The 14128-nt window shown below is 59.4% G+C and carries 18 protein-coding genes; 1 reads left to right on the forward strand and 17 read right to left on the reverse strand.

Translation table 11 applies throughout. The features are described from left to right. Positions 1-20 precede the first annotated feature (20 nt). The 7 genes from G463_RS19515 to spoIIAA all read right to left on the reverse strand — a co-directional run bounded on the left by G463_RS19515 (position 21) and on the right by spoIIAA (position 4220). Positions 21-614 carry a stage V sporulation protein AE gene (locus G463_RS19515; protein WP_051322106.1) on the reverse strand — a complete coding sequence of 198 codons (594 nt, stop codon included), beginning with the start codon at positions 612-614 and terminating at the stop codon, positions 21-23. A 19-nt stretch (positions 615-633) separates the two neighbouring features. Then, positions 634-999, reverse strand: a complete 366-nt coding sequence (spoVAE, locus tag G463_RS0108530) for a stage V sporulation protein AE (RefSeq protein WP_026974831.1) — start codon at positions 997-999, stop codon at positions 634-636. Positions 1000-1002: 3 nt separating this feature from the next. Next, entirely contained in the window at positions 1003-2013 is a 1011-nt protein-coding gene (gene spoVAD / locus G463_RS0108535; protein ID WP_026974832.1) for a stage V sporulation protein AD, read from the reverse strand. A 14-nt stretch (positions 2014-2027) separates the two neighbouring features. Beyond that, the gene (spoVAC, locus tag G463_RS0108540) at positions 2028-2492 is read right to left on the reverse strand and encodes a stage V sporulation protein AC (RefSeq protein WP_026974833.1); all 465 of its coding nucleotides are present in this window, start codon (positions 2490-2492) and stop codon (positions 2028-2030) included. 149 nt (positions 2493-2641) lie between these two features. Next, positions 2642-3397 (reverse strand): RNA polymerase sporulation sigma factor SigF, encoded by a 756-nt coding sequence (gene sigF / locus G463_RS0108545; protein ID WP_051322107.1) that lies wholly within the window; start codon positions 3395-3397, stop codon positions 2642-2644. Between the two features lie 15 nt (positions 3398-3412). After that, on the reverse strand, positions 3413-3877 hold the full coding sequence (spoIIAB, locus tag G463_RS0108550; protein ID WP_035486380.1) for an anti-sigma F factor: 465 nt from the start codon (positions 3875-3877) through the stop codon (positions 3413-3415). A 4-nt stretch (positions 3878-3881) separates the two neighbouring features. Next, positions 3882-4220 (reverse strand): anti-sigma F factor antagonist, encoded by a 339-nt coding sequence (spoIIAA, locus tag G463_RS0108555; protein ID WP_026974836.1) that lies wholly within the window; start codon positions 4218-4220, stop codon positions 3882-3884. Positions 4221-4394: 174 nt separating this feature from the next. Between spoIIAA and G463_RS0108560 the strand changes: the two genes are divergently transcribed. Beyond that, positions 4395-5687 carry a helix-turn-helix domain-containing protein gene (locus tag G463_RS0108560; RefSeq protein ID WP_026974837.1) on the forward strand — a complete coding sequence of 431 codons (1293 nt, stop codon included), beginning with the start codon at positions 4395-4397 and terminating at the stop codon, positions 5685-5687. Between the two features lie 75 nt (positions 5688-5762). Here G463_RS0108560 and G463_RS0108565 read toward each other — a convergent pair whose 3' ends face one another. From G463_RS0108565 to G463_RS0108610, 10 genes are all read right to left on the reverse strand, one after another. Then, complete coding sequence (locus G463_RS0108565; protein ID WP_026974838.1) at positions 5763-7019, reverse strand: D-alanyl-D-alanine carboxypeptidase family protein; 1257 nt, start codon at positions 7017-7019, stop codon at positions 5763-5765. Between the two features lie 127 nt (positions 7020-7146). Continuing rightward, positions 7147-7341 carry a DUF1540 domain-containing protein gene (locus G463_RS0108570; protein ID WP_026974839.1) on the reverse strand — a complete coding sequence of 65 codons (195 nt, stop codon included), beginning with the start codon at positions 7339-7341 and terminating at the stop codon, positions 7147-7149. A 73-nt stretch (positions 7342-7414) separates the two neighbouring features. Next, a complete protein-coding gene (locus G463_RS0108575) occupies positions 7415-8599 on the reverse strand; it encodes a phosphopentomutase (RefSeq protein ID WP_035486427.1) in 1185 nt (394 codons plus the stop codon). A gap of 134 nt (positions 8600-8733) precedes the next feature. Continuing rightward, positions 8734-9621 carry a site-specific tyrosine recombinase XerD gene (xerD, locus tag G463_RS0108580; RefSeq protein ID WP_026974841.1) on the reverse strand — a complete coding sequence of 296 codons (888 nt, stop codon included), beginning with the start codon at positions 9619-9621 and terminating at the stop codon, positions 8734-8736. Between the two features lie 134 nt (positions 9622-9755). Further along, positions 9756-9989: a hypothetical protein gene (locus G463_RS0108585; protein ID WP_026974842.1), complete on the reverse strand. Its 234-nt coding sequence runs from the start codon at positions 9987-9989 to the stop codon at positions 9756-9758. Between the two features lie 13 nt (positions 9990-10002). Beyond that, positions 10003-10326, reverse strand: coding sequence for an RNHCP domain-containing protein (locus G463_RS0108590; RefSeq protein WP_026974843.1), 324 nt, complete (start codon positions 10324-10326; stop codon positions 10003-10005). Between the two features lie 14 nt (positions 10327-10340). Next, entirely contained in the window at positions 10341-11000 is a 660-nt protein-coding gene (gene spoIIM, locus G463_RS0108595; RefSeq protein WP_026974844.1) for a stage II sporulation protein M, read from the reverse strand. A gap of 103 nt (positions 11001-11103) precedes the next feature. Continuing rightward, a complete protein-coding gene (locus tag G463_RS0108600; RefSeq protein ID WP_245575755.1) occupies positions 11104-12297 on the reverse strand; it encodes an endonuclease Q family protein in 1194 nt (397 codons plus the stop codon). Further along, positions 12270-12818, reverse strand: coding sequence for an NUDIX domain-containing protein (locus G463_RS0108605; protein WP_245575757.1), 549 nt, complete (start codon positions 12816-12818; stop codon positions 12270-12272). The genes G463_RS0108600 and G463_RS0108605 overlap by 28 nt, the downstream gene beginning before the upstream one ends. A gap of 120 nt (positions 12819-12938) precedes the next feature. Then, positions 12939-14078: a M20/M25/M40 family metallo-hydrolase gene (locus tag G463_RS0108610; RefSeq protein WP_035486387.1), complete on the reverse strand. Its 1140-nt coding sequence runs from the start codon at positions 14076-14078 to the stop codon at positions 12939-12941. Between the last annotated feature and the right edge of the window lie 50 nt (positions 14079-14128).

The following is a 14128-nucleotide window of genomic DNA, read 5'->3' on the forward strand; positions in this document are numbered from 1 at the left end:
AGTCACTTTGTACTGTATTCTTACGAGAGGTCGTGTGACTGGGCTTTGCGCATGGCTTTCCATTCCTCATACGCTGCCATCAATGCTCGCAGCGCCGTCGTCGTGATGGGGGCCTCACGTTCCGGCGCATCCTTGCCTCCCATTTTCCCGATGTCGCCAATTCCGACAATCACAGGTGCTTTCAAATTGCGCAGAGCATCCACCGTGTCTCCGAACACCAGGTGGCGCGGAATGGGAACCCCGTGCTTGTTGACGCCCGTCTCGACCCGTTCGCCGTTGCAGTCTATGGAAAAATCCACCGGAACCCCGCGAACGGCCGATGTATTGGAAGCTACAGCCAGGGCTCCAATCACCATAATATCCGGATGGGCCAACAGCACCTGCAGCGCTTCTTCCCCTTTGGCCTCATTGCCATTCCCGTTGTCATCCAACATGACAATCACCGGGTCAAACTCGGCTGCACGGATATATTCAACAATTTCCACGCCGGACAACCGGGTGGGATTCCCGGCCGTCTGTGAGATGACCTTCGCCGGGATTTGCTTGGCGGCAACTTCCAACGCGCGCTTGGCGAAATGATCCCCGTCCGTGACGATGATGACTTCCCGTCGCAACTTTTCTCCCCTGCCTTGGTTACCCCCTGGGACGCGCGATGGCGGCTGCCAGAAAGGCGAACACGATGGCCGCTGAGATGCCTGCGCTGGTGACTTCAAAAATCCCCGTGATGATGCCAATCAATCCGTGTTGATCCGCCTCGGCCAAGGCGCCGTGCACCAGCGAATTCCCGAAGCTGGTGATGGGAACCGTCGCCCCCGCGCCCGCGAATCGAATCAATGGATCGTAAAGTCCCAGCCCGTCGAGCACAGCACCAGCAATCACCAGCATGACCGTGATATGCCCCGGCGTCAGTTTGGTGATGTCGAGCAAAATCTGCCCGACTGCGCAGATGCCGCCGCCCACCACAAACGCCCACAGGAATGTCGTCCAGTTCCACGCCATATGTTACCCGTCCTTTCGCTCCAGCACAATCGCGTGACAAATCGCCGGAATGGTTTCGCTCTGTTGCGCGGTCACCGCGGACAGCAGCGCACCGGTGGCGGCCACCAGAATGCGCCGCCATTCCCCCTGTTCCAGTTTTTTCACGAAATGGCCCAAAGTCACGAGCGTACTGCAAGCGGCGCCGCTTCCGCCGCTGAACACTTCCGGTTGATCCGGACGATAGATCAGCATGCCGCAATCGGTGAGGTCGGTGTTGACCACCAGGCCGCGCCGGGCAAACAGATCGGTCAGAATCGCGTTGCCCACGCGCCCGAGATCACCGGTTGCCACACAGTCGTAATCGCCAAACGTTCTCCCGGTATCCTGCAGATGCGCCAGAATGGTCGCCTCGGCCGCAGGTGCCATGGCCGCCCCCATCTCCCACGGATTCTTGATGCCGTAGTCCTCTATCATCCCCACGGTCGCGTGGGTCAACGCCACCGTACCGCGTTCCAAACTGAGCACCGCGGCTCCCGCCCCGGTGACGGTCCGCTGCGCAGTGAGCGGTCTCTGCGCGCCATACTCGGTCGGATACCGAAATTGCCGCTCAGCGGTCGAGTTGTGACTGGAGGTTCCGACGAGCACGTGCTTCGCGACGCCGCTGTCAACGGCCAATCCAGCGAGCGCCATCGCCTGGGTGAATGTCGCGCAGGCGCTGAACAATCCGAAAGCTGGAACCGCCACGTCGCGATGCGCGAAATAAAAGCTGGACAACTGCGCATTCAGATCTCCGCCAATCGCCAAATCCAGGTCGCCCGCCTGCAGGACCGCCTTTCGAAGTGTGATTTGGACGGCTTGCCGGAACATGTCCTGCTCCATGGTTTCCCACGACGTTTGGCGCGGGCTGTCCGTACACTGCGCATCAAACCGGTTCCCCAGTGGCCCCGCTGCTTCCGTCGGACCCGCCACGGTTCCCGCGGCCATGATGCGGGGCATGCTGGGGAATACCCACGTTTGTTTCCCAAGCTTCGGCACAGGACGTCCCCCCTCTATAGGTGAATCACGAGGTAGCGCACCAATGACACAAAGAACGCACTCACCACGCCGTAGACAATCACGGGGCCGGCCAATTTGAACATGTTGCCGCCAATCCCGGAAACCCATCCCTCCGTCCGGTGTTCTAGGGCGGCGGACGCCATCGTGTTGGCGAATCCGGTGACGGGTACGGCGGAACCGGCACCCGCCCACTGGGCGAATTTGTCGTATACGCCGAGTGCCGTGAACAGCACCGAAGCGAAAATCATCACGGCCACCGTCGGATTTCCGGCGTCCTTCGGGCTGAACCCGGCAACTTTGATGAAAAACATCTGTACAAATTGGCCGATGAGGCAGATGCAGCCGCCCACCAAAAATGCTCGCACCGTGTTCATCAACAACGGCCTCGCCGGTCGATGTTTGTCCACCAGCTGCTGATACGTGGCTCGGGCGTCCACGGCCTTTGCTTTGGTCGCCATGTCCCACCATCCTTCCTCGCGTGAAGCAACACCTAGTGTGTCCAGATTCGACGTGTGGTACACGGTACATCCGGGCCATTCCACGCAAAAAACCTCCGTTGCCCCCGGCGGGGACAGCGAAGGTGCAGGTTTGGGTCGAACGAACCTCGTTAGGACAGCTGGTCTCGAATGGCATTGAGAATCCGCTTTTCGAGCCGCGATACCTGAACTTGGGAGATACCCAACACGCGGGCCACATCGGATTGGGTCTTGTCTTTGAAAAACCGGAGGTACACAATCAAACGTTCCCGCTCGGGCAGTCGGTTCAGTACCTCGTGCAGGGCAATTCTATCAATCCACTCATGACCCTCTTCATCCGCAATTTGATCTTGTAAGTAGATAGGATCTCCGTCGTTTTCAAACACAGTCTCGTGAATCGACGCCGGAGCCCGCATCGCTTCCTGAGCGAACACCACATCCGCAGGCTCAATCCCCATGGCTTCCGCAATCTCCGTGATATGCGGCTGCCTGCCCAGCGATTTGGCCAGCTCGTCGCGGACATGGCGAATGTGACGCGCCGTTTCCTTTAAACTCCGGCTCACCTTGACTGTGCTGTCATCGCGCAGGAAACGCTGAATCTCCCCAATAATCATGGGCACCGCGTAGGTGGAGAACTTCACATCGTACGACAGGTCGAATTTGTCAATCGCCTTCATCAGGCCGATGCAGCCGATTTGGAACAGATCATCCGCTTCGTAGCCGCGTCCCAAAAACCGTTGTACCACCGCCCACACCAGCCGTTGATTGCCGAGCACCAGTTGGTCGCGGGCATTGACGTCACCCTGCTGGCTGGCTTGGATCAACGCGCGCAGCTCGGCGTCACTGTACTTCCGCGCTTTGTCGTCTATTCCCTTTGCGTAATCCATGTGGCCCGACTCCCGTCACTGGCATTCCGAAGTCCTGGAAATCACTTTCCTCATACGGACTTTCGTTCCTTGCCCCGGTGTCGAGTCAATGACGACCTCGTCCATGAAATTCTCCATGATGGTGATGCCCATCCCAGACCGCTCCAACTCCGGCCGGGAGGTGAACATGGGTTGTCGGGCTTCCTCAATGTCCTCAATGCCTGCCCCGTCGTCTTCGATGACGATATCCACCATGCCGCCGTCAATGGCGCAATACATCCGCACCTCTCCCTCGCCGCCATCGTAACCGTGAATGATGGCATTGGTGACCGCCTCGGACACCGCCGTTTTGATTTCCGTCAGCTGCTCCATGGTGGGATCCAGCTGCATCACGAACGCCGACACGGCCATGCGAGCCAACGCTTCATTGGCAGACAGGCTCGGAAACTGCAACTTCATATAGTTCTGCTGCAACACCGCGTGGGTGACTTCCTGTCCCATGTGACTAGGCCTCCTTCACCGCACGAACCGCGCTTTCCTCGGTCTCGTGCATGGATACCACTTTCAGGATTCCGGATAACTCAAAAATCCTGCGCAGCGGGGGACTGACGGCGCACAACGCCATCTTGCCATTGCGCCCCGTCACGCTGCGGTAACGCCCGAGAATCAAGCCCAGTCCGGAACTGTCCATAAAATCGATGCCGCGAAACGACAACACCAACCCGCGGCAGTGGTTCTTCGCCAACTGGTCCTCGATGTCGTTGCGGATGGTTTCCACCGCGTGGTGGTCCAACTCACCTTCGAGATGCACGACCAACACGCCGTTCACGACACTGGTTTGCATGCGCTCGCAACTCTCCCTCCACAGTCCTCTGTTCGCTCCCCATTTCCCCGCTCTCTTTGGGTTCTCCTGCTTGCCGACAAAAGTAGAAGCAGTCTCCCAAACTTCGACAATATCATTCTCCTATGATTCACAATATCGTAGTAAAATATAAGAACAGTTGAGGAGGAATTTGGAATGCAATTGACGCTTGGGCAGAAAATCCGAAAGCTTCGTAAAGAGAGACGTTTGACGCAGACGGAGCTTGCAGCAGGAATTGTAACCCCCAGCATGATCAGCCAAATCGAGGCCGATAAAGCGACGCCGTCTCCGCCTCTGTTGGCCAAACTGGCGGATCGACTCGGGGTGCTGCCCAGTTTTTTTGCGGATGATCTGTCGGCGAAATCCGGCCTGACCCATGCGTATCGCCGCGCGAAACATCTCATGGACAGCGAACACTATGACCTGGCCATCCCGATTCTCCGCAGCTTGCTCCAACCGCTCGCGCCCCAGTTTCGCGAGGAGATGCTGCTGCAGGACCTCGCCATCTGCTATGAACACACAACGCGGTACGATGACGCCATCACAGTGTATGAGCGCCTGGTGCAACTCGCCCTGGAGCGCGACGATGCTGCCAGCGCGGTTCAGTGTTACTTCCGCATTGGCGCGATGGAACGACGGCGGAACCGCATTGGATTGGCGCGGCTGCATTGGACGAAAGCGGCTGAACTGCTCCGTCGCCACCCCGAATTGGAAATGCCGTTGGCGACCAAAATTCATGCCAACCTCGCCCGGATCTACGTCCAGATGCAGCAACACACGTTGGCCATTGCCGGTTTCTGGAGGGCGGCCGTGTGGGCAAGGCGGTTTCAGGTTCACCTCGACTTAGCGATGGCACTGCAGGGGATGGGGACATCATACATAGAAATCGGGCAGTACGAAGAGGGAGAACAAAAACTGCGCGAGGCGATGGATGTTTACCGAGTGATTCACCACCAGCGCGGCGTCAATCAGTGTCTCATCCATCTCGCTGTGGGGTATCGTTTGTCCGGTCAGGTGCAAGAGGCCGTCGAACACCTGACGCAATGCATCAAGTCCCGGGAGTTTCGTACGGATGGTCTGCGGCTGGCCCATGCCCTCGCGGAACGGGCCGTCTGCCATCTGGCCGCTGGCCAACCAGAAGCCGCCATTCAGGATGCCGAGGACGCCCTCACATTGGTGAAAGATACCCCGGAAGTGCAGGGTTCCTGCCACTTGACGCTGGCCGAAGCGTACCTGGCAAGCCAACGGCCTGCAGCGGCGTTGGAAGCCGCCACCGCAGGCCTGCAGTACGAATCTCGCATCCCCGTACCATCGACCATCTCCGGACTGTATGCGGTCCGCGCTCGAGCACACCGCTTGCTCGATATGACGCCGCAAGCTGCGGCGGACGCCGAAGCGGTGGCACGACTGGCAAGGGCGGCCTATTCGGTACAATTTCCCGTCCAATAATGAAAATCGCGGTTTATTACCGGTTTTCGACAGATCCCATCTGCAGCACCTACGGATGGATGGAGTTTCACTGCTTCAATCGTCCAGTGTCACGAAATCGCGCAACGTTCGACCAATCCCTGTAAGGAATCCCGTCTTCCGAACATCGGTGCTGGCCAACAGCGGCACGGAAGCCACGACGCGCCCATCCTCTTTGACGCGCAGGACCCCCACCGCGTCACCTTTGCGGAGCGGTGGCGCGATATCGGCTTTCAGTTGGACTTCCGTGTCGTACCGATGGTGTTCGCCTTTCTTCATGACCACTCCAACCGTGTCCGCCGCCACTAAGGGGATGGATTCCGGTCTGCCGTGGCGAAACTCGATGTCTTGAACTGTTTGCCCTGCTCGATACAGGACTTTCGACGTATAGTTGGCGAAGCCCCAATTCAACAGTTCAGTCACCTCACGGTTGCGGACACTGGTTTTCGGTTCTCCCATCACCACGGTGATGATCCGAAATCCGTCCTTCTTTGCAGTGGCGGCCAGGCAGTATTTCGCCTCCTGCGTGTAACCCGTCTTGAGTCCATCCACCCCACTGTAATACCGCACCAGCTTATTGGTGTTCACCAACCAGAACGGATGATCCGTATCCTTGCGAAGGTAATCACTGTACGCGGAGGTAAAGCGCAGAATCTGCTCGTGCTTCAATAGTTCCCGCGACATGACCGCAATGTCGTAGGCGGAACTGTAGTGATCCGGCACCGGCAGCCCATTGCAGTTCACGAAATGGGTGTCCTTCATGCCCAGTGCCCTCGCCCGCGCATTCATTTGTGCGACGAACGCGTCTGCCGATCCTGCGATGTGCTCCGCCATCGCGACGCACGCATCGTTGGCCGAGGCCATGGCAATTCCTTTCAGCATGTCCGCGGCAGACATGACTTCTCCCGGTTGCAGAAAGATCTGCGAGCCGCCCATGCTCGCGGCGTATTCACTGGTCCTGACCGGATCGGTCCACTTCAATTTGCCGTTGTCAATGGCCTCCATAATCAGCAACATGGTCATGATCTTTGTGATGCTGGCCATCGGCAAACGCTCATGGGCGTCCTTTTCAAACAGCACGGTGCCCGTAGAGGCATCCATCACCACGGCCGATTGTGCTTCTTCCGCCAGGTCCGCCCCGTTCTCCCCGGTTTCGTGGGCCGGCTGCACCTGTATTTCCACGTTGCCGCCGAGCACCTGATCGGGGTGTCCCACGCTACCCGCGGCCGAGGCCGCCACCGCCTGGATGGTCGATGAGGCCGCGATGGACATCAGACAAACCGCTGCCACACATAAGCTCCAAGGCTTCTTCATGCGTCTTCCTCCCGTCGGTTCCGTCAACTCCAGCCTTCGGCCATAGTGTGCGCAACGGAGGGCGCTTCTATCAGCCTCCGCGACATGAAAAAGACCGCGCCATGGCGCGGTCAGCTTGCGTTTCTGGTTAAGTGCGGGGCGACTCCCCATGCGCGTGATACCCGTCGTCAAAATCCCGGTAGTGAAAGGTCGCGCACATGGTGCCCTTTGATGTTCCCACTATGTCATTGCCATTCGCTGTGACCTCGATGCTGTCGGCCACACAGTCGTGGGACTCATAGTACACACATTCTTCCACCAGGCAGCGTACACCCTTTGGCATTGGTCATCCCCCCTACCGATAACATGGCGGGATTGGGATGCCCGTACACAGGGAAATTCGCGCACCGGGTGGCTCAGAGCCCCAGATCGTGAAGAAAACTTCGGCCGACTCCCGAGTCCGGAACGTTGAAGAACTCTGCAACCGTGTCTCCGATGTCGGCGAAGGTCTGGCGGTCTCCCAGTGCCACGGCCTGCTTCATGCCGCGGTGCCACACCAGCAGCGGTACCCACTCGCGGGTATGGTCCGTGCCTGGGGTGGTCGGATCACATCCATGATCCGCCGTGATGCACAGCACATCTCCTTCCCGCATGCGTCCGAGCACCTCCGGCAGGCGCGCGTCGAAGGCTTCCACGGCGCGGGCGAAGCCGACCGGATTGTTGCGATGGCCGTACAGCGCATCAAAATCCACCAGATTCACGTAGATCATGCCATCTTCCTGCACGTCCATCCGGCGAATCAACTGCGTCATGCCGTCGTCGTTGTTCTCCGTGTGAATCCCCTCACTGATGCCCGAACCGCCGTAGATGTCGTAGATTTTCCCAATTCCACAGACGGGATATCCCCGCGCGACAATGTGGTTCAGCACGGTTTCGCCAAACTGCAACGAAAAATCTTTGCGGCGGTGCGTGCGCCGATACGCTCCCGGTTCGCCCTCGAACGGGCGCGCAATCACACGCCCCACACCATGCGGGCCGGTCAGGATGCTGCGTGCGTACTCACACCAATCGTACAGGGTCTCCACTGGGACAACCTGCTCATGCGCCGCAATCTGAAACACACTGTCGGCAGATGTATACACGATGGGACGCCCGGTCGCCTGGTGTTCCGGCCCGAACTCTTCAATCACGACCGTTCCCGACGCCGGCCGATTGCACAACACCTTCTTGCCGACGTACGCCTCAAATGGCTCGATGACCTCCGGCGGAAATCCATTGGGATACACGGGCAGTGGTTCACTCAACACCTTGCCGACAAACTCCCAGTGTCCGTTGGTCGTATCCTTGCCGAAGGATTTCTCGCGCATCTTTCCGTAAGCGCCAACCCCATCGGCCGCTACGCCAGGCAACGGCAAAATCCGCCCGAGGCCGAGCCGCTCCAGATGGGGCACGCGGAGCCCTCCAACCGCTTCCGCAATGTGCAGCAGGGTATTGCTCTGGACATCGTCCGATCCGTATTTTTCCGCGTCCGGTGCTGCGCCGCAGCCCACGCTGTCGAGCACAATCCAAATCCACCGGCCCACCGGCCGGCGATGCTCCATCGTCACGTCCACCAAGTCCTTTCAACAACATGAAGTTCTCGCTGTTAGTATGTCTGACCACTGGGCAGATTTCAACGGCCCCGGGGAAGACACGAAAAAAGTCCGGAGCACCGGACGTTTTCAAGCCATTCTCCTCAGGCGCGCGGATGCGCCTGCATGTACACTTCTTTCATTCGGGCACGCGTTACGTGGGTGTAGATCTGCGTGGTGGAAATATCCGCATGACCCAACATCTCTTGAACCGCCCGCAAGTCCGCTCCCCGTTCCAACAGGTGGGTGGCAAACGAGTGCCGAAGGGTGTGCGGCGTGATGTGTTTATGTATGGATGCTGTGTCCGCGTACTTCTTGAGAATTTTCCAGAATCCTTGCCGCGACATCTGCTGACCGTGGTGATTCAGAAACAGCGCACCGCTCTCCGGCTCACGGCACAACTTGGAACGGCCGAACTGCAAATAATGCAACAGCGTCTGCTGCGCGTACTCCCCGATGGGAATGATGCGCTCCTTGGCGCCTTTACCGATGCATCGCAGGAATCCTGCCGAAAGATTGACATCGTCGACCCGCAGGGACACCAACTCACTGACCCGAATGCCCGTCGCGTACAGCAGTTCCAGCATCGCCTTGTCTCTCGCGCCTGCGGGGGTCTTCCAGTCCGGCGCGTCGAGCAGACGCTCCACTTCGTCCACGGTGAGGACCTTTGGAAGTCGCTTTTCCACCTTCGGTGTTTCAATCTGCAGCGTGGGATCCGTCCCGAGCACCTCTTCCCGCAGCAGATAATGATAAAAGGAACGAAGGCTGGCCAAATTTCGGGAAACCGTGGTATTTGCCCGCCCCATCGCCTTCAGATGACCGAGGTAGCCGAGAATTTCCATCCGTTTTGCCTGTATCAGGCCATGTTGAGCAGTACGCTGCAAATATCGTTCGAACGCACACAGATCTCGCTGGTACGACTGCAGTGTGTTCGCCGATAACCCGCGTTCTACGGCCAAATAATCGATAAAGCGCGCAATCCACTCGTCCATGACCAAACTCCCTTTGTATTCTCCCCTGTTTACCTGTGTATTCCACACCCTCGGAGAAAGTCCTGCCGATGACTCGGAGTTTGAGCCTCAAAGAAGGGGCGCAGAGCGCGAGGGAACGTGGACGCACCACGCCTTCACGGATTCCCCAGTTGCATCCAATGGGTCACGGCCGCACCGAGTTCCCAGACGGCTTGCAGCGCGTCGTTCGGGCTGTGCTGCATACTGACGACAGCCACGTACGGCGGATGGGGCAATTGATACGGATTCCGAAAACGTTGGTTCATGATCTGCGCGTGAAGAACCATCCACCCCCACAGCACGACCACCGTGGCCGCGAAGAAGCGCAGTACACGGGACCAAAAACGCAACGCGCCCGCCCCCCTAGCCGTTTCTCATGAGCTGAAGCAGCATCTCGAGATTGTCCGGTTGGAGTTCGTCGTCCAGAGCCGCCACATTGCGGGATTCGTGGCCGCACCGCAAACACCGATGAACAATCTGATATCCCTTTTTCGAGTGATACTCCACCCGAACGGGTTCCATCAGCTCACCGCAGTTCGCGCTGCGGTCGCCTGGGAACACGTCCAGATGCACGGAGTACAGACAATGGGGGCAGTGGTTCCGGCAGGAACGCTTGGACGGTGGCACCCGCCTGCCGCAATGTCCGCACTGAAACGACTCGTTTCGGTCAATGAATCTTCGTCCCAAATTTATTCCGCTCCTCATGCCCCGACCAGCGCGCCGGCCAGTAATGGCGGAGCCACGTACGCCTGAATCGCCGCACCGGCCATGAGCACAACGGCGAACAAGAGAAACCAGGCAGTGTATTTCAAAAATGCCATACTCAACGCCGGAAGTGGATACGCGCGTCCCAAAATCCCGGCCGAGAACCGAATGGCAAGCACCCCTGCACAGACGAACGCGGTCAGAGACAACACTTGATGAAGGAAGATGGCCACCGCAGCCACGACGAATCCTTTCCAGCCGAAGTGCAGCACGGTGAAACCGACGGCGAACCCGACGCTGAACGCGCGCAGAAAGATGGCGATGACCACGAACGGCAGACCAATCACTGAGACTCCAAACAACCAGAGCAGCGCCAACAATTGTGCATCTCCCACCATGCGATGCCACCAGAGCTCTGACGCAGAGGCCAGCTGATGTGCCGAGATGGCCGTCAACAGCCGTTCCACCGTCTGTCCGAGCACCGCCGTGTCCGCCGGTTGCAATTGTCCGGCAATGACGCTACCGAACACCAGACCACAGAACACGACCGCAACCAGGAACAGGCCTACATGCAGATGGGGTTCCGCCGCGGACTTCAGACGTCCCCACACGGAGAACACGGTGGACTGACGGGGCAATCGGGCGGTGTACAGCATGATGGCGTCCCTCCTGAACACAGTTGAGCAACGACCGCCGTGGTATGCGTCCGACGGTTCTTTCAATCTATGACTATGTCAAAGAGAACTGCGTTAGGACACGTCAGGCCGAGAAAATTGGCTTGCCGTACTGGCCGCCCCCGCCGGCCATGAACTCCACCTGCCCGGTTCTAGCGCGGATGATTTTGTCCGCCAGCGTGTCTCCCACCACATCGGCCAGCGCCGCGGGCGTGGCATCATGGAGGACCGCCATTTCACTTCCGAACGCTTGCAACAGCCGCTCCAATGCCACTTTACCGAGGCCCGGGATGAACTCCAGCGGCACCTGGTGCACGTAGGGCGGCCGATGCGAAGGGTGAATGGGCCGCTCCCAATCGCGGATTTCACATAGGCGGTCGAACACCCCTTTGACACTGCGTTCGCTTCCGCACGCGCACCGCGCGGCTCCGGGCGCCCACAGGCGCTCACAGTTCAGGCAGAACGTGCGGTGATATTTCCCGAGCTCGACGTGCAAGCCAACATTCGCCGTGATCCGGTCGTCTCCGCTTCGACGCAGAGCGCTGCGGATGCGTTCGAACGAAGGATCCGCCAAGGACAGGACGTTGTACTCGCGAGCCAGCTTCGGCAGCGAGTGGGCGTCCGAATTGGTCAGGAACGTGTGTGTGGACAGCTCCTCCAGACAATCGGCCATATCCGTATCCGCGGACAATCCCAGTTCCAAGGCATCCACACCGTTGGGATCCAGCATGTCCGCCATGCGATCCACACAGTTGCCGTACAGCCCCTTATGGGGCGTGAACGCGTGGTGCACGATAAACATGCCTCCCCGCTCAGCGACCTCCGCCTGCAGGCGGTCCGCCGCAACCCGCGCGCGTTGAGACGACAAACTCGGGTTCTTCTGGACCGTCGCCAGCCAGTCGAGGAAATCAACGGCCGCCTCGAGTTGGCCGAACCACGCTCCAAAATGAGCGGCGCCGCCTTCCGGTCCGGCAATTTCAATCTCCGAACCGAGCAGCACCACGAGCCCGTTCTCAAACAGCAGCCCACCGCCGGGCAGGGGGACGAGTCTGCCGTCTGCCGCCAGCGCCAGAAGTTCCTGCAGGACATGGCGGGTCACCGCGTCAATGATGGTGATGACATCCAGTCCCTTTTGTTCGCGAGCGACGGTCAGCACCCGTTCCACCGTCAAACTGGGCGCGGCGGCCATCTTCACCGGATGACCGGAAGAGCGGCCGATATGAATGTGAAAGTCCGCGAAGTACCGCGTCATCAGCGGGTCGCCCGTCCCAGCCACCACAGCAGCGCCACCAGCGTCTTTGCATCCTGGATGCGGCCGCCGCTCAGCAGAGATTGCACTTCGGCTCGGGACAGCACTTCAATATCGACGAATTCGTCTTCGTCCAAGGCCTGGGCGCCCTGCGCCACGCGATTCGTGTAAAACAGCCAGATTTTTTCATCCGCGAACCCCGGACTCGTGTAAAACGTATGCACCGGCTCCACCGTGTCCGCTTCCAGGCCGGTCTCCTCGCGGAGTTCTCGGACCGCGCACGCCTCCGGCTGTTCACCGGGCTCCAATTTGCCCGCAGGAATCTCCAACAGACATTCGTCCAATGCTTTCCGATACTGGCGAACCATCACCACGCGTCCGGGGTCGGGTTCAGCCAACACCGCCACTGCACCGGGATGCCGAATCACCTCCCTCGTGGCGGTCTTGCCGTTAGGCAACATCACCGTCAACTTCTCCAACGTGACAATCTTTCCAGAAAAGATCCGTTCCGTGCTCACGGTCCGCTCTTTCAGGGATGGTGTATCGCTCACCTGCACACCTCCGTTCTCTGCTGCGCCTGACCCACCGATAGCCTGTCAGCGCCGTTAGCGTCCATCCTACAGCTGGCCGAATGCGCTGACCCATCCATTGTACATGCCGGGGCCCATCGCCTATTCGGAGGAAAGCGTCCGAAGAAACTCCACCACGACCGCGGCCGCACGCTCCACGTCGCGCAGCGCCACGTGTTCCGACGTCGAATGAATATCTTCGTACCCAATGCCGATATTCACCGTGGGAACCCCTTTGCTCGTGAAGATGTTGGCATCGCTGCCGCCCCCCGACTTCACGGGATGCGGAGCGAATCCCGCCGCACGGACGGCTGTTTCCACCGCCTTGCGAACCGGGTGATGCTCATCGAAGTGGAAGCCGTGATACATCAGCGTGTACTCATATTCTGCAGAGGCTCGGTGCTCCGCAGCCGTTTCTTGAAAGACCTGTCCAATGTTCTCCAGCACGCGGGTCAAGGCGTCTTCGTCGAGACTGCGGGCTTCTCCTTCCAACGTGACCTTGTCCCGCACGACGTTGGTCGGCCCCTGCCCGACGAAGCTGCCGACGTTGACCGTGGTGGCCTCATCCAATCGCCCGTGCGGCATCCGCGACACCGCCTGCGCCGCCACGCGAATGGCGCTGATTCCGCGCTCCGGCGCAACGCCGGCGTGCGCAGCTTTCCCCGTGAAAACCGCACGCCATTTCGCCTGCGCGGGGCCCGCTACGACAATCGTTCCCAACGATCCGCCGGCGTCGAGCGACAAGCCGGCATCGGCCCGCAGGCACGAGGCGTCCAAGTGTTTTGCCCCCTGCAGTCCCATTTCCTCGGCGATGGTGAACACCACCTGGATGGGACCGTGTCGAAGTCCGGATTGACGGAGCGCCCGCAACCCGGCCAGAATCGCGGTCAAGCCAGCCTTGTCGTCCGCCCCAAGCACCGTATCGCCGCCACTCCATACCACCCCTGCGTCGTCCACGCGCGGACGAACGCCTTCGCCAGGCTGCACCGTGTCCATATGCGCAGCCAGCAAGGCGGTTTTGCAATCCGGCTCACCGGGCAGGTACGCCAACAGATTTCCCGTATTTCCGCCGAGGGCAGTGCCAGCGTCGTCGAACGTCACTTGAAACCCCAATGTTTCCAATTCCTTGGCGCACTTGCTCGCAACGGCTGCCTCGGACAGGGAAGGGCTGTCCAATTGGACCAGTTCCAAAAACAGCTGCCGGACATAGTCACGGTCTATGGTGTACGTCAATGCATCCATCCCTCTCCATCGATGTATCTCTCTATCCTCTGCTGGCCCGTGTGCTCCCG

The organism is Alicyclobacillus contaminans DSM 17975 (genome assembly GCF_000429525.1).
Classification (GTDB): domain Bacteria; phylum Bacillota; class Bacilli; order Alicyclobacillales; family Alicyclobacillaceae; genus Alicyclobacillus_A; species Alicyclobacillus_A contaminans.